This is a genomic window from Streptomyces nojiriensis (assembly GCF_017639205.1).
GTDB classification, from domain to species: Bacteria; Actinomycetota; Actinomycetes; order Streptomycetales; family Streptomycetaceae; genus Streptomyces; species Streptomyces nojiriensis.
On record NZ_CP071139.1, the window covers coordinates 8,066,482 to 8,080,172 of the forward strand.

18 protein-coding genes are annotated in these 13,691 nt (G+C 72.6%); 12 read left to right on the forward strand and 6 right to left on the reverse strand.

The features are described 5' to 3' along the window. Nucleotides 1-108: 108 nt before the first annotated feature. From JYK04_RS41640 to JYK04_RS36485, 3 genes are read right to left on the reverse strand one after another with little or no spacing between them, the layout of a single operon-like run. Nucleotides 109-606, reverse strand: a complete 498-nt coding sequence (locus tag JYK04_RS41640) for a hypothetical protein (protein WP_229876913.1) — start codon at nt 604-606, stop codon at nt 109-111. A 10-nt stretch (nt 607-616) separates the two neighbouring features. Then, the gene (locus JYK04_RS36480; protein ID WP_046776622.1) at nt 617-1,036 is read right to left on the reverse strand and encodes an arsenate reductase ArsC; all 420 of its coding nucleotides are present in this window, start codon (nt 1,034-1,036) and stop codon (nt 617-619) included. Between the two features lie 47 nt (nt 1,037-1,083). Then, nucleotides 1,084-1,224 carry a hypothetical protein gene (locus JYK04_RS36485; RefSeq protein WP_189747612.1) on the reverse strand — a complete coding sequence of 47 codons (141 nt, stop codon included), beginning with the start codon at nt 1,222-1,224 and terminating at the stop codon, nt 1,084-1,086. A gap of 108 nt (nt 1,225-1,332) precedes the next feature. Here JYK04_RS36485 and JYK04_RS36490 point away from each other — a divergent pair, with 108 nt between their 5' ends. The 8 genes from JYK04_RS36490 (at nt 1,333) to JYK04_RS36525 (ending at nt 7,593) form a co-directional block, all read left to right on the forward strand. Beyond that, a complete protein-coding gene (locus JYK04_RS36490) occupies nt 1,333-1,647 on the forward strand; it encodes an ArsR/SmtB family transcription factor (protein WP_189747610.1) in 315 nt (104 codons plus the stop codon). 50 nt (nt 1,648-1,697) lie between these two features. Continuing rightward, on the forward strand, nt 1,698-2,474 hold the full coding sequence (locus tag JYK04_RS36495) for an aquaporin (RefSeq protein ID WP_189747608.1): 777 nt from the start codon (nt 1,698-1,700) through the stop codon (nt 2,472-2,474). Then, nucleotides 2,471-3,532: an ArsO family NAD(P)H-dependent flavin-containing monooxygenase gene (locus JYK04_RS36500; RefSeq protein WP_189747606.1), complete on the forward strand. Its 1,062-nt coding sequence runs from the start codon at nt 2,471-2,473 to the stop codon at nt 3,530-3,532. Before JYK04_RS36495 ends, JYK04_RS36500 begins: the two co-directional genes overlap by 4 nt. Nucleotides 3,533-3,603: 71 nt before the next feature. Beyond that, entirely contained in the window at nt 3,604-4,023 is a 420-nt protein-coding gene (locus JYK04_RS36505) for a hypothetical protein (protein ID WP_189747604.1), read from the forward strand. Between the two features lie 106 nt (nt 4,024-4,129). Next, entirely contained in the window at nt 4,130-5,179 is a 1,050-nt protein-coding gene (locus JYK04_RS36510) for an urease accessory protein UreH domain-containing protein (RefSeq protein WP_189747602.1), read from the forward strand. Further along, entirely contained in the window at nt 5,176-5,394 is a 219-nt protein-coding gene (locus JYK04_RS36515) for a heavy-metal-associated domain-containing protein (protein ID WP_229876912.1), read from the forward strand. The genes JYK04_RS36510 and JYK04_RS36515 overlap by 4 nt, the downstream gene beginning before the upstream one ends. Nucleotides 5,395-5,624: 230 nt before the next feature. Further along, on the forward strand, nt 5,625-6,329 hold the full coding sequence (locus JYK04_RS36520) for a heavy metal-responsive transcriptional regulator (protein WP_229876911.1): 705 nt from the start codon (nt 5,625-5,627) through the stop codon (nt 6,327-6,329). 277 nt (nt 6,330-6,606) lie between these two features. After that, nucleotides 6,607-7,593 (forward strand): bile acid:sodium symporter, encoded by a 987-nt coding sequence (locus tag JYK04_RS36525; protein WP_189747600.1) that lies wholly within the window; start codon nt 6,607-6,609, stop codon nt 7,591-7,593. Here JYK04_RS36525 and JYK04_RS36530 read toward each other — a convergent pair. Continuing rightward, nucleotides 7,580-7,867, reverse strand: coding sequence for a MerR family DNA-binding protein (locus JYK04_RS36530; protein ID WP_229876910.1), 288 nt, complete (start codon nt 7,865-7,867; stop codon nt 7,580-7,582). The genes JYK04_RS36525 and JYK04_RS36530 overlap by 14 nt on opposite strands. Here JYK04_RS36530 and JYK04_RS36535 point away from each other — a divergent pair. Next, nucleotides 7,857-8,216 (forward strand): thioredoxin domain-containing protein, encoded by a 360-nt coding sequence (locus JYK04_RS36535; protein WP_189747666.1) that lies wholly within the window; start codon nt 7,857-7,859, stop codon nt 8,214-8,216. The genes JYK04_RS36530 and JYK04_RS36535 overlap by 11 nt on opposite strands. A gap of 84 nt (nt 8,217-8,300) precedes the next feature. After that, on the forward strand, nt 8,301-8,867 hold the full coding sequence (locus JYK04_RS36540; protein WP_202185952.1) for a DinB family protein: 567 nt from the start codon (nt 8,301-8,303) through the stop codon (nt 8,865-8,867). A gap of 55 nt (nt 8,868-8,922) precedes the next feature. Here JYK04_RS36540 and JYK04_RS36545 read toward each other — a convergent pair whose 3' ends face one another. Next, entirely contained in the window at nt 8,923-9,291 is a 369-nt protein-coding gene (locus JYK04_RS36545; protein WP_189747597.1) for an ArsR/SmtB family transcription factor, read from the reverse strand. Between the two features lie 223 nt (nt 9,292-9,514). On the opposite strand from JYK04_RS36545, the gene JYK04_RS36550 reads away from it, so the two are divergent. Next, nucleotides 9,515-10,885: an NAD(P)-binding domain-containing protein gene (locus JYK04_RS36550; protein ID WP_189747595.1), complete on the forward strand. Its 1,371-nt coding sequence runs from the start codon at nt 9,515-9,517 to the stop codon at nt 10,883-10,885. 1 nt (nt 10,886) lies between these two features. Further along, complete coding sequence (locus JYK04_RS36555) at nt 10,887-12,110, forward strand: MFS transporter (protein ID WP_189747593.1); 1,224 nt, start codon at nt 10,887-10,889, stop codon at nt 12,108-12,110. Between the two features lie 72 nt (nt 12,111-12,182). On the opposite strand, the gene JYK04_RS36560 is transcribed toward JYK04_RS36555, so the two are convergent. Next, nucleotides 12,183-13,679, reverse strand: a complete 1,497-nt coding sequence (locus tag JYK04_RS36560) for a long-chain-fatty-acid--CoA ligase (RefSeq protein ID WP_189747591.1) — start codon at nt 13,677-13,679, stop codon at nt 12,183-12,185. Nucleotides 13,680-13,691: the final 12 nt, after the last annotated feature.

Consider the following 13,691-nt stretch of genomic DNA (forward strand, 5'->3'; position numbering starts at 1 on the left):
GAGGACCGACTTCACCTATTCGAAGGCGTTGGACCGGGTCGCCAGGGCCGGCGCCGTCGCGCTCCATGGCGCGGATCAAGCCGTCGACGACCTTGTGGTCGAAGGTGCTCATCCGACGGCTGCCGAGGCTGGGCACGATGTGCTGTTCGAGGAGGGACCCGCTGCATCGGATCGTCCGAGGTCGTACGCGTTGGCGAGGTAGGTGGGCAGGTAGACGCTGAAGGCGACCGCGTAGAGGAACGCCGGCTGCACGGTGGCGGGCATGCGCAGGGTCGCCGTGGTGCGCGCGAGCAGGGAGCCGGCCGGCACGGCACGGCCGGGTTTGTCCCGCAGAAGGAGGCAGGCCGCGGCGGCGTATGCGGCCAGGAGGCCGGCCGCCAGGTCTAAGGGGAAGCTTGGCCCGACGGCGTCGGCCGGCTGCGCGGTGGTGAAGGACGACAGGGCGGTGCCGCCCGTGCCGATGCCGAAGATGATGGGAGCGCCCGGGTTCGTAGCGGAGCCGCATACGGATGCCGCGGCCGGGAAGTTCGCCGCCTGGGTGGTCGCGGTGACGGAGCCGCCGACGATGGCGTCGCGGACGTCGCCGGTCGGGGGCGTCTCGGTCACGCCGTGTGTCTCAGGCCTTCGGCTTGGCGTCGATCTCGGCGATCAGGCCCTCGATGAGGCCCTTGATCTCGTCGCGGATGGGGCGGACGGCCTCGACGCCCTGGCCGGCCGGGTCCTCGAGCTGCCAGTCGAGGTACGTCTTGCCGGGGAAGTACGGGCAGGCGTCGCCGCATCCCATGGTGATGATGTAGTCGGACGCCTGGGCGGCCTCCGGGGTGAGGACCTTCGGCTTCTGGTCGGAGATGTCGATGCCCAGCTCGGCCATGGCGGCGACGGCGGAGGGGTTGATCTGCTCGCCGGGCATGGAGCCGGCGGAGCGGACCTCGACGCGGTCGCCCGCGAGGTGGCGCAGGAACCCGGCCGCCATCTGGGAGCGGCCCGCGTTGTGGATGCAGACGAACAGGACGGAGGCGGCAGGAGCGGAGGACATCTGTTCTTCCTTGGGGTGAGGCGACTGCGGTGGGGATCCGTGGGGCTTTACGGGGCGAGCCGAGCGAGCGGCCCGTTGATGCGGGTGTCGACGGCGTCGCGGATGTCGTGGATGTCGCGGACGGCGGCGATCGTGGCTCCGCCGGGGTCGGCGACGGGCCCGTCGAGGCAGCGGCGGCCTGGCATCACGGGGCGGCCGTCGGCCAGGAGGGCGGGGGCATGGCGATCCCGTTCAAAGGAGCCAATAGGATCAGCTCGGGCTGGTGTCAGCCTCGGCTGATGTGACACTATCAGCCCATGATGACGTCAGTCGACACTGATCTGATCCGGGTTCTGGCCGACCCGCTCAGGCTCCGGATCGTGACCCTGCTCGCCCGCGAGACGCTCTGCACCACCCACCTCGTGGAAGAGACGGGCGCCAAGCAGACGAACCTCTCCAACCACATGAGGGTGCTTCGGGAGGCCGGGGTCGTCGATACGGAGCCATGCGGCAGGTACATCTACTACCGCCTGCGCCCGGAAGTCATCGAAGCCCTCGCCGGTCAGTTCGCCGACCTCGCCCAGACCGCGCGAGCCACCGCCGAAGCGAACCTCAAGCGGTCCTGCCCATAAGCCCTCGCGGGCTCGTCCGCCCTGCCTCACCCGCCCGAGGAGAACCAGCCTTGACCGCCACCGAGCCCGTCGGCACCCCGATACCTGCCGACGTGCCCCAGCCCGCACCCGGCGCGACCCCGCCCCGCACCCCGCTGATCGCCCGCGCCGCCGCCGAGCTGGTCGGTACCGCGGCCCTCGTCGCGGTCGTCGTCGGCTCGGGCATCCAGGCCACGAAGCTCACCCAGGACGTGGCCCTGCAACTGCTGGCCAACTCCACCGCCACGGTCTTCGGGCTCGGCGTCCTCATCGCGCTCCTCGGCCCGGTCTCCGGGGCCCACTTCAACCCGGCCGTCACACTGGCCGAGTGGTGGACCGCCCGCCGCAGCGGCGCCGGCGTCAACGCCCGCGAGCCGGCCGTGTACGTGCCCTCGCAGATCGCCGGTGCGATCGCGGGCGCGATCCTGGCGGACGCGATGTTCGGCGAGCCCCTGGTCCAGTGGTCCACGCACGACCGCTCCGCCGGGAACCTCCTCCTCGGCGAGGTCGTCGCCACGGCCGGTCTGATCCTGCTGATCTTCGGCCTGGCACGCACCGACCGGCTCCGCTTCGCCCCCGTGGCGGTCGCCTCGTACATCGGCGCCGCGTACTGGTTCACCTCCTCCACCTCCTTCGCCAACCCGGCCGTCACCATCGGCCGCGCCTTCACGGACACCTTCGCGGGCATCGCCCCGGCCTCCGTGCCCGGCTTCATCGGCATGCAGCTCGCGGGCGTCGTGGTGGGCCTGGCGCTGGTGGCGGTCATCTTCATGCGCGGCAAGACGGACAACGGGACGCCCCCGGCATGACGCAGCGCACGGACGTGGTGGTGATCGGCGGCGGCCAAGCAGGTCTCGCCGCCGGCTACCACCTGCGCCGCCTGGGCATCGAGCACGTCATCCTCGACGCCCAGACGGCGCCCGGGGGAGCCTGGCAGCACGCCTGGGACTCCCTGCGCCTCTTCTCCCCGGCCCCGTACTCGTCCCTGCCCGGGCGGCTCATGCCCGTCCAGGAGGACGGGCTCTACCCGCACGCCGCCCACGTCGTCGACTACCTCACCGACTACGAGAAGCGGTACGCGCTTCCCGTCCAGCGAGGCACCCGGGTCGAGAGCGTGCGCCGCGACGGGCCCGGCCTGCGGGTCGAGACGGACTCCGGATCCTGGACGGCGCGGGCGGTCGTCAGCGCCACCGGCACCTGGACCCGCCCCTTCCTGCCCGCCGTCCCCGGGCGGCGCGAGTACCGGGGCCGCCGGCTGCACACCGTCCAGTACCGCAGCCCGTCCGAGTTCGCCGGGCAGCGTGTGGTCGTCGTCGGCGGAGGCAACTCGGGAGCCCAGATCGCCGCCGACCTCGCCCACGCCGGGATCGACCTGACCTGGGTCACCCGGCGTCCACCCCGCTATCTGGCCGACGACATCGACGGCCGGGCCCTCTTCGACGCGGCGACCGCCCGCCGCCGTGCCCTGGACGAAGGCGGCACCGACACCGGCGGCGTCGCCTCCCTCGGCGACATCGTCGCCGTCCCGCCCGTACGCGCGGCCCGCGACTCCGGCCGGTTGACGGCGAAGCCGATGTTCAGCCGCCTCACGCCGACCGGGGTCGAGTGGGCCGACGGTACCCGGGCCGAGGCGGATGCGGTCATCTGGTGCACCGGCTTCCGTCCCGCTCTCGCGCACCTCGCCTCCCTGCGCCTGCGCGGCACCCGCGGACACATCGCCACCGCCGGCACCCGCGCCGCGGACGAACCGCGCCTGCACCTGCTCGGCTACGGCGACTGGACCGGCCCGGCCTCCGCGACCCTCATCGGCGTCGGCCGCCCCGCCCGCGACGCGGCCCGCGAAATCTCGGCCCTTCTCAGCCCCTGACCTCCCGGGCCGCCGTGCGGTCAGTCATCCCGCCGTCCGGGTGATCGCACGGCGTCGCTAGCATCACGGGCATGCCCATCCGCTCGGCCCGGCGCCTGCAGCCGGCACTCACCGCCTTCCTGGCCGGTGTGCTGCTGCTGTGCGCGTACCTGATGTCCGGGCCCGGCCATGCGGACACGATGAGCATGCCCGCCGCGATGGACAGCACCGCCGGCCGTGCGGGCATGCCCGCGATGGCGAACGGCTCGGACCCTTCGTACGGGCCCGCCGTCTCGGAACACGGCGCTGACAGTTGCCCGATGACGGCGATGGAGTGCCCCCTGGCCTCCGCCCAGCCCCCGGCTGCTCCCGTGCTCTTCGCCGCCCCCGGTCCCGCCCTTGAAGCGGAAGCCCCCGGCGCCGCCGCGCGGTCAGCGCGGCCCCTCGGCGCCTCCTGCGCCTGGCCGCGGGCCCCCGATCCCGTCTCGCTCCTCTGCGTAAGCCGGACCTGAGCCGCCCGGCACCCCGCCCCCGGCCCCTCAAGGGCCCTCGGGCCGGCAGGTGCCCTGCCATGTCCTCGCTCCGGCTTCCCCTTCCTCAGAGGAGAGCTCTTCCTTCATGGCTTCCACCAGCACCCTCTTCTTCACCGGTGTCACCACCGGTCTGTTCGCGGGCGGCGCCTCCTGCGCCGCCGTCCAGGGCGGTCTGCTCGCCGGCGCCGTCGGCCGCCGTGCCACCGCATGGCCGGCCGAAGCGTGGGAGCGCAGCGGGCTGTTCGCGCCCGTCGCCGCGTTCCTCGGCGCCAAGCTCGCCTCCCACGCCCTGCTCGGCGCCGTACTCGGACTCCTCGGCGCCGCCGTCCAGCCCGGCCCGCAGGCCCGCGCGATCCTGCTCGTCGCCGGCGCCGTCCTCATGGTCGTGTTCGCGCTCGACATGCTCGGCGTCCGCGCCGTGCGGCACCTGGTGCCGCGACTGCCCGCCTCCTGGGGTCGGCGGGTGCGCCGCTCGGCGAAGTCCACCGCCGTCAGCACCCCGGCCGTCCTCGGCTTCCTGACGGTCCTCATCCCCTGCGGGGTGACCCTGAGCGTGGAGCTGATCGCCGTCACCTCCGGCTCCCCGTACGCCGGGGCGGCCGTCATGGCCGGCTTCGTCCTGGGCACCGGACCGCTCTTCGCCGTCCTCGGGTTCTTCCTGCGCTCCGCCGCCAAGCTGTGGCAGGGCCGCCTCACGGCGGTCACCGGCATCGTCGTCCTGCTCGTCGCGGTCTGGACCCTCGGATCCGGACTGCGCCTGGGCGGCTGGTGGCCCGCCCCCACCCCCCGGGCCGCCGCTGCGAGCGTTCCCGCGGAGACGGTCCGGACGGCCGCGGACGGCACGCAGACGATCACCGTCCAGGCCCGCACCAACTCCTACACGCCCGCCGCCGTCACCGCCCGGGCCGGGGTGCCCACCAAGCTCGTCGTCGCCACCCGCGGTACGAACGGCTGCGTACGCTCCTTCGTCGTCCCCGACCGCGGCGTACAAGAGGTCCTTCCCGTCACCGGCGAGAAGGTCATCGACCTCGGCACACCCGAGGCCGGCACCCTCGCCTTCACCTGCGGCATGGGCATGTACGGCGGCCAGATCACCTTCAATGCCCCCGACCAGGCCCCGGAGGCCGCCAAGTGAGCACGACCCGCATGACCTTCGCCATCACCGGCATGCACTGCAACAGCTGTGGCCTGCTCATCGACGACGAAGTCGAAGAACTCCCCGGCGTCACCGCCAGCACCACCGACGTACGCACCGAACGCACGGTGGTCGAGTGCGAGACTCCCGTGGACCCGGAGCAGATCATCGCCGCCATCACCGAAGCCGGATATCAGGGCCGTCATCTGAGCTGAGCCTTCCACGACCTCGTTCGGGTGCCGCGGCGCCCGGACGAGGTCGTCTGCACTGCGCGTCCGCGGGGTGCGCTGTTCGCGTTCCTGCCGTACGACGTGGTCCCGGGCGGAGAACCGCCAGGCCGCAGTCACGCGGGCACGCCAGGGGGTTCGACAGCAGGATGCGGGCCTCCGCGGTCGCGGGCAGCGGGCTTGACCTTCGAGTCGGGTCGAAGATCTACGTTCGAGGTATGAGCACGCTGCGCATCTCGCAGCCGGCCGAACGCTCCGGCGTACCGGCCTCCACGCTGCGGTTCTACGAGACGGCCGGGCTGCTGCCCGCCGAGCGGACGTCGTCCGGGTACCGCCAGTACGGGCCGGACGCGGTGGAGCGGCTGGCGTTCATCTCCTCCGCGAAGCTGCTGGGTCTCGCACTGGAGGACATCCGCGACCTGCTCGACGTACGGGACGCCGGGGTGTGCGCCGCGGTGCGGGCTCGGATCGTGCCGCTGGTCGCCGACCGGATCGCGGACGCGGACCGCCGCTCGGCCGAGCTGGTGGCGTTCTCCGCCCGCCTCGCCGAAGTCCGCCGGCAGCTGTCCGGGCCGGCGCCGTCCGGCGGGTGCGGCCCGGACTGCGGCTGCACCACCGCCGAGGAACAGCCCCCGGCACCGGGTCCGGTCATGGCCGCACTCTCCACCCGTCCCCGGCGCGCGGCCGACGAGCCGTGGCGGGAGGCCCGGTGGCCTGCGCGCTCGGCGGGGCCGAGCTCGGCGGGGCCGCGCTCGGCGGGCGCACCGCCCGGTGGCAGGCCCTCGTGGCGCGGGCCACCAGCCGTGCAGAGATCACCGACGGAATCCGCCTGGCCTTCCCCAGCACTCCGGAGCTGGCCGCCGAACTCGCCGCCCTGGCGGCGGCCGAGCAGGACTGCTGTGCGTTCTTCGACTTCACCCTGAGCCTGGCCCCCGCCCGCCCGCCTGACGCTGACGGTGCGCGCGCCCGAAGCCGCGGGCTCCCTGCTCGCCGACCTGTTCGGAGCCACCGCATGAACCCCGAGACCTCCGCCTCCTCCGCCGCCTCCTCCTCCGGAAAGTCCCTCCTCGGCGTGGGTGTGCTCGGCTGGGCCTGCCCACCCCGCCGCCCGCAGACGGACACGCCCGCTTGCCACAATGAGCCGGGCCGCGGGCAGGGCGCAGCAGGATCGGCACGGACGTACAGCAAGGGGTCATCAGGGTGTCGCAGGAACCGCAGGGTCTGGTCGCGCGCATGGAGCACCACCAGATCCCGATCTACCTCGGCGCCATGGTCCTGGGCGCATTCCTCGGCCGGGCGGCGCCCTCGGCGGGGCCGGGACTCGAACACGCCATCAACCCCGTCCTCGGGGCACTGCTCTTCGTGACCTTCCTCCAGGTCCCGGCCGGCGATCTGATCCGCTCCCTGCGCGACGGCCGGTTCCTGTCCGCGGCCCTGGTCGTGAACTTCGTCGTCGTGCCCCTGGTCGTCGCCGCGATGTTCACGTTCCTGCCCGCCGACCAGGCCGTACGCATCGGTGTCCTGCTGGTGCTGCTGTGCCCGTGCGTGGACTACGTGATCGTCTTCAGCGGCCTGGCCGGTGGCGACAGCCGCCGGCTGCTGGCCGCGACCCCGCTCCTGCTCGTCGCCCAGATGCTGCTCCTGCCAGGCCTGCTGTACCTGTTCATGGGTCCCGGCCTGGCCGACGTCGTCGAGGTCGGCCCGTTCCTGGAAGCCTTCCTCTTCCTCATCGTGATCCCCCTCGTGCTGGCCTGGGCCCTCCAGGCCTGGGCGGCCCGCGCCACGGCGGGGCAGAAGGTGTCGGATGCGGCCACGACGACGATGGTGCCGCTGATGGCCGCCACGCTCATCACCGTGGTCGCCTCCCAGGTCCCCGAGCTCGGTGGAAGTCTCGGTGACGTCGCGGCCGTCATCCCCTTCTACGCCGCGTTCCTCGTGGTCATGGCCTTCGCCGGACGCATCGTCGCCCGGCTCTTCCGCCTCGAGGTGCCCGCGGCCCGCGCGATCGTGTTCACCGGAGCGACCCGCAACTCACTGGTCGTGCTGCCCCTGGCCCTCGCCCTCCCCGACGAGCTCGCGGTCGCGGCGGTCGTCGTGGTCACCCAGACCCTGGTCGAGGTCATCGGCATGGTCGCCTACGTGCGTCTGGTCCCGCGCCTGGTCCCGGAGCCGGTCACGGTCGCGTGAGGATGGTGCAGACCTCGCCTTCGGAGCAGGTACCGGGGTCGGTGGCAGCGGCCCGCCGGGCGAGTTCGCGCAGCGCGATGTCCGTCAGCCGCTGATCGATGAGGCTCGTGACCTGTCCGCAGGGGGCCTGCCCGCTGTCGCGGATCTCCGGTACCGAGCGGATCTCGGCGAGCGTCAGGCCCGCGCCCTGGGCGTCCCGGGTGAAGATGGTCTCGGCCGTCGGTTCACGAGGCCACCTGCCACCGAACCGGAAGGACAGCGCGATGCGGATCACGATCCTCACGGTGCCGGACTGCCCGAACGCACCGGTCGTACGGGACCGGCTCACGGCGGCACTCGACGGCCGCGAAGTCGGGATCGAGCTGGTCGAGGTGTCCGAGGAGGGCGACGCGGCCCGGTGGGGCATGACCGGCTCTCCGACCGTCCTCATCGACGGAACGGACCCCTTCGCCGTTTCCGGTGCTCCGCCGTCGGTCTCGTGCCGCCTCTACCGCGACGCCGAAGGCCGCGCCGACGGTGCACCGAGCGTCCGGGCCCTGCGGGAGGCACTGGCGGGAGCGCACCGGATCCCGAGCCCGAACCCTTCGCGGCCCCAGCTGGGCGGACAGCCCCCGACGTCCTGACCCTCGACGTTACGCCCGGCCTGGAGCGGGCATCATTGCCACCCCCGGCCGACTCGTTGAGTCCCGGCCCAGGACTGGCAGGCCATGATGAACGCGATCGCGATGGACCGGCAGGCCGTGCACGAGGACTACGAGCGTGCCCGCCAGACCTTCCACCGCCTGCTCGACAGCGCCTCCGAGGAGGAACTCTCCGGTGCCACCCACGGCACCAAGTGGACCAACGAGCAGCTGCTGTGGCACATGCTGTTCGGCTACATGGTCGTCCTGCGCCTGTTGCTCCTGGTCCGCGTCTTCGGCCGGCTGCCCCGGAGCGTGAGCAGGGTGTTCGCCCGAGTGCTGGACGCGGCGACCGTACCGTTCGACCGGGTCAACTACGTCGGCCCGCGCGGGGCGGTGAAGTTCTACGGGCCGCGGCGGATGGGCGCGGCGTTCGACCGGGTCATCGACTCCCTGCACCGCCACCTGGCCTCGGAGCCGGATGCCCGGCTCGCCCGCGGCATGCACTACCCCGTGCGCTGGGACCCGTTCTTCAAGGACTTCATGACCCTCGCGGACATCTATCGCCACCCCAACCGGCACTTCGACTTCCACCGTCGCCAACTCACCCTGAGCAACGGTGGCTCCCCCGCGGCGTCGATCCCCGACTGGTAGATGCCCGGCACCTGCTCGGCGTGCTCGGGCAGCAGCGCCTCGATCCGGACCGCGGTCACGCCGTCTTCGCGGCGCCGGCCAGCAGCGCGCCCATGGCGGCGAGCACGGACGGCTCGACCCGGTAGTACACCCACGTCCCGCGGCGCTCGGAGGACAGCAGCCCGGCCTCTTTGAGCTTCTTGAGGTGGTGGGAGACGGTGGGCTGGGAAACGCCGACGTCGGAGATGTCGCACACGCACGCCTCCCCGCCCTCGTGGGAGGCGACGGCGGAGAACAGCCGCAGGCGCACGGGGTCGCCGAGGGCCTTGAACATCTTCGCCGCGACCTCGGCCTCCTCGGCCGACATCGGGCGCTCGTTCAGGGGCGGGCAGCAGGCCGCGACGACGTCGGGCTCCAACAGCGGCAGAACCTTCGCATTCGACATATGTCTATGTTGACACACGTCGAACTAAGGCGCAGGGGGGCAGGCGCGAGCCGGGTGGGCGGCCCTGCCGCGACAACCCCAATAATTAGATGAACGTCTATGTTGACGTCTGTCGATGCAAGTGTCACGCTGATCAGGCAAGACATAGACAAACTTCGAAACACGAGGGAGCCGCCGCCGGCGCCGGCTGCGGCTGACCACCTGAAGCCCCCGGAGACATGCCATGAGCGAGACCACCACCGAGCTGCCCGTCGTCGTCATCGGGGCCGGCCCCGCCGGACTCGCGGCCGCCGCCCACCTCCTCGACCGCGACATCACGCCCCTCGTCCTGGAAGCCGGCCCGCTCGCCGGGGCCGCCGTGCGCGAGTGGGCTCACGTGCGGCTGTTCTCCCGCTGGGGCGAGCTCGTCGACCCGGCCGCCGAGAAGCTCCTGGCCCCGACCGGCTGGACCAAGCCCGCCGAGGACACCTACCCCTCCGGCGGCGACTGGGCCGAGCGCTACCTCCAGCCGCTGGCCGACGTACTCGGCGAGCGGGTCCGCTACGGAGCGCGCGTCACCGGCGTCTCCCGCACCGGCCGCGACCGCATCGTCGACGCCGACCGCGACACCCAGCCCTTCGTCGTCCACTACGAGAACACCGACGGCCACGAGCACCGCCTCTTCGCCCGCGCCGTCATCGACGCCTCCGGCACCTGGTCCACCCCCGGCCCCGCCGGCGGCAGCGGACTGGCAGCCCTCGGCGAGAAGGCCGCCGCCGACCGCATCGCCTACCGGGTCCCGGATCTGAGGGACCCCGCCGTCCGCGCCCGCTACGCCGGGAAGCGCACCGCCGTCATCGGCTCCGGCGCCTCCGCCTTCACGGCCCTCGCCTACCTCGCCGACCTCGCCAAGTCCGCCGACGGCACCGGCACGCACGCCACCTGGATCCTGCGCCGCGGGATCTCCGGCTCGGCCTTCGGCGGCGGCGAGGCCGACCAGCTCCCCGCCCGCGGCGCCCTCGGACAGGCCGCCAAGACAGCGGTCGACGGCGGCTACGCCGACGCGGTCACCGGTTTCCGCACGGACGCCGTCGAGCGCACCGAAGACGGCCGCGTGATCCTCATCGGTGAGGACGGCCGCCGTCTCGGCCCGGTGGACGAGGTCATCGTCCTGACCGGCTTCCGCCCCGACCTGTCCTTCCTGGGCGAGCTCCGCCTGGGCCTGGACGAGCGCCTCCAGGCCCCGGTCGAGCTGGCACCGCTGATCGACCCCAACCAGCACTCCTGCGGCACCGTCTACCCCCACGGCGCGGGCGAGCTCTCCCACCCCGAGAAGGACGTCTACCTCGTCGGCATGAAGTCCTACGGCCGCGCCCCCACCTTCCTCGCCATGACCGGCTACGAGCAGGTCCGCTCCATCGCCGCCCACCTCGCAGGCGACCGGGAAGCCGCCGCGCGCGTCGAACTCACCCTCCCCGAAACCGGGGTGTGCGGCGGCGCGGGCCTCTTCGACGAGCCCGCAGCCGCGGAGGCGACCGGCGGCGGGTGCTGCGCGGCTCCGGCCACCCTCACCATCGGCGCCGCTCCCGGCTCCGCTTCCTCCGGCGGCTGCTGAGGTGAGCGACCTCCGAAGCGGCGTGGCCGCGGCCGGGACGGGGGACCGGTCGCGGCCACGCGCGGTCCTGCCCGCCCTGTGCCTCACCCAGATCACTAGCTGGGGCATCGTCTACTACGCCTTCCCCGTGCTCAACCCGGCCATCACCGCCGACACCGGCTGGAGCGCGGGCGCGACCACCGCGGCCTTCTCCGCCGCCCTCGTCGTCTCCGCCGTCGCCGGGATCTACGTCGGCCGCGTCCTGGACCACCGCGGCCCCCGCACGGTCATGACGGCCGGCTCCATCCTCGGTTCCCTGAGCCTGCTGGTCATCGCAGCGGCCCCCCACCCGGCCGTCTTCTTCGCCGGATGGCTGCTCGCCGGGGCGGCCATGGCCGCCGTCTTCTACCAGCCCGCCTTCGCCGCCCTCACCCGCTGGTGGGCCCCCGACCACGTCCGCGCCCTCACCATCGTCACCCTCGCCGGCGGACTCGCCTCCACCGTCTTCGCACCCCTGACCGCGATACTCGCCGACCATATGTCCTGGCGCGCCACCTACGCGGTGCTGGCCGGCATCCTCGCCGCCCTGACCGTCCCGGCCCACGCCCTCGCGCTGAAGGCACCCTGGCCGCCGGCCCCTCCGAGTCCGCCGCACGTCACGGGCGGCCACGAGCAGGTCGTGCGCAGCCGGGCGTTCCGGATGCTGGCCGTCACCTTCACCCTGTCCGCGTTCGCGATGTACGCCGTCGTCATCGGCCTCGTACCCCTCTTCCTCGAACGCGGCTACACCACCGCCCAGGCCGCATGGGCCCTCGGCCTCGGTGGCGCCGGCCAGACCCTCGGCCGCACCCTCTACGCGACCCTCGCCCGCCGGCTCGGCGTCACCGCCCGCACCGTCACCCTGATCGCGCTCGGCGCCCTCACCACCGCAGCACTCGCCACCGTGGCCGGCCCCTACGCCCTGCTCGTCGCCGCCTCCGTCCTCGCCGGGGTGATCCGCGGCAACCTCACCCTCCTCCAGGCCACCGCCGTCACCGACCGCTGGGGCACCACCCACTACGGACGGCTCTCCGGCCTCCTCGGCGCACCCGCACACGCCGCGGCCGCCCTCGCCCCTTTCGCCGGTGCGGTACTGGCCGGCCCGCTCGGCGGTTACCCCGCGCTGTTCGCACTGCTTGCCGCACTGTCGATCACCGCCGCTGTCACCGCATCCGGGACCAGTCCGGGCAACGGCCCGAGCGGATGACCTTCAGCGCTCCTCGGCCCTGCGGAAGAAACACGTACGAGTGTGACCAGGCGGGGTCTGTTCTGCCAGGGCTCAGGTGGCGCTGCCGATGACGATCTCGCGCTTGAGGATCTTCCCCGTGGGGCCCTTGGGGAGTTCGGCGGTGAAGGTGACGATGCGGGGGTACTTGTACGCCGCCACCCGCTCCTTGACGTAGTCGCGGATCTCCTCGGCCGTCGCCTCGGCGCCGCTGCGGAGGGCGATCACCGCCGCGACCTCCTCGCCGTGCACCTCGTGCGGCACGCCGACGACCGCGGCCTCGGCGACGGCGGGGTGCCCGTACAGGACTTCTTCGATCTCCCGCGGGTATACGTTGTATCCGCCGCGGATGATCAGGTCCTTCTTGCGGTCGACGATGAAGTAGAACCCCTCCTCGTCGACGCGGGCCAGATCACCGCTGTGGAACCACCCGTCGCGTACCGCGTCCGCGGTCGCCGTCGGGCGGTTGAAGTACCCCTTCATCACGTTCTCGCCGCGGATCGCGATCTCGCCGACCTCGCCCGGGCCGACCTCGGAGCCGTCCTCGGCGACGAGCTTCATCTCGACTCCGCGGATCGGAATCCCGATGGAGCCGGCCTTGCGCGGGCGGTCCGGGTGGTTGAAGGAGGCGACCGGCGACGTCTCCGAGAGGCCGTAGCCCTCCAGCACGGTGGCGCCGAAGCGCTGTTCGAATGCGTGAAGCACTTCGACGGGGATCGCGGCGCCGCCCGAGACGGCCAGCCGCACCGAAGAGACGTCGTACCCCTCGGGGAGCTCGGCATGCAGCAGCGCCGAGTACATCGTCGGGACGCCCAGGAAGATGGTCACGCCGTCCCGGTGCATGACCTCCAGCGCCTGGTGCGGATCGAAGCGCGGCAGCAGGGTCAGCGTCGCCCCGGCGGCCACGGCCGCGTTGAGCGCACAGGTCTGCCCGAACGCGTGGAACAGCGGCAGGCCGCCGAACAGGACGTCGTGGGGGCCGGCGTGCAGCAGCGTCTCGGCGGTGGTGGCCGTGTTCGAGACCAGGTTGCGGTGCGTCAGCTCGGCTCCTTTGGGCGCGCCGGTGGTACCCGAGGTGTAGAGGATCAGCGCGGTATCGTCCTCCTCCCGGTCGACCATGCCGGACAGCGGCTCGGCGGCCGTGAGCAGGTCCTGGAACGCGGAGGCATCCGTCACCAGGCAATCGATCCCCACCTCGGCAGCAGCTTTCGCGACCTCCTCTGCGAACAGCGGGAACGCCACCGCGACCCGGGTCCCGCAGTCGCGCAGGACGTAGGCCACCTCACGGGCCTTGAGCAGGGGATTCATCGGCACGACCACGCCCCCGGCCCGGAGGATCCCGTAATAGACGACGGGGAACAGCGGGACGTTGGGCATGGTCATGGCGACGCGGTCGCCCGGCCGCAGACCGCGGTCCTGCAGCACGGTGGCGAACCTGGCACTCGCGTCGTCCAGTTCGGCGTAGGTCAGCGTGGTGTCGTCGTGTCGCACCGCGACCCGATCGCGGCAGGCCGTGGCGGAGCTCACCAGGAACGCGGCGAGGTTGGTCATGTCGGCAGTCTC

Bases quoted from the DNA above. Each gene is read 5' to 3' on its own strand.
- JYK04_RS36480 (WP_046776622.1), bottom strand. From the start codon at position 1,036: ATGTCCTCCGCTCCTGCCGCCTCCGTCCTGTTCGTCTGCATCCACAAC.
- JYK04_RS36490 (WP_189747610.1), top strand. From the start codon at position 1,333: ATGATGACGTCAGTCGACACTGATCTGATCCGGGTTCTGGCCGACCCG.
- JYK04_RS36500 (WP_189747606.1), top strand. From the start codon at position 2,471: ATGACGCAGCGCACGGACGTGGTGGTGATCGGCGGCGGCCAAGCAGGT.
- JYK04_RS36505 (WP_189747604.1), top strand. From the start codon at position 3,604: ATGCCCATCCGCTCGGCCCGGCGCCTGCAGCCGGCACTCACCGCCTTC.
- JYK04_RS36510 (WP_189747602.1), top strand. From the start codon at position 4,130: ATGGCTTCCACCAGCACCCTCTTCTTCACCGGTGTCACCACCGGTCTG.
- JYK04_RS36520 (WP_229876911.1), top strand. From the start codon at position 5,625: ATGAGCACGCTGCGCATCTCGCAGCCGGCCGAACGCTCCGGCGTACCG.
- JYK04_RS36535 (WP_189747666.1), top strand. From the start codon at position 7,857: ATGCGGATCACGATCCTCACGGTGCCGGACTGCCCGAACGCACCGGTC.
- JYK04_RS36540 (WP_202185952.1), top strand. From the start codon at position 8,301: ATGATGAACGCGATCGCGATGGACCGGCAGGCCGTGCACGAGGACTAC.
- JYK04_RS36545 (WP_189747597.1), bottom strand. From the start codon at position 9,291: ATGTCGAATGCGAAGGTTCTGCCGCTGTTGGAGCCCGACGTCGTCGCG.
- JYK04_RS36550 (WP_189747595.1), top strand. From the start codon at position 9,515: ATGAGCGAGACCACCACCGAGCTGCCCGTCGTCGTCATCGGGGCCGGC.
- JYK04_RS36560 (WP_189747591.1), bottom strand. From the start codon at position 13,679: ATGACCAACCTCGCCGCGTTCCTGGTGAGCTCCGCCACGGCCTGCCGC.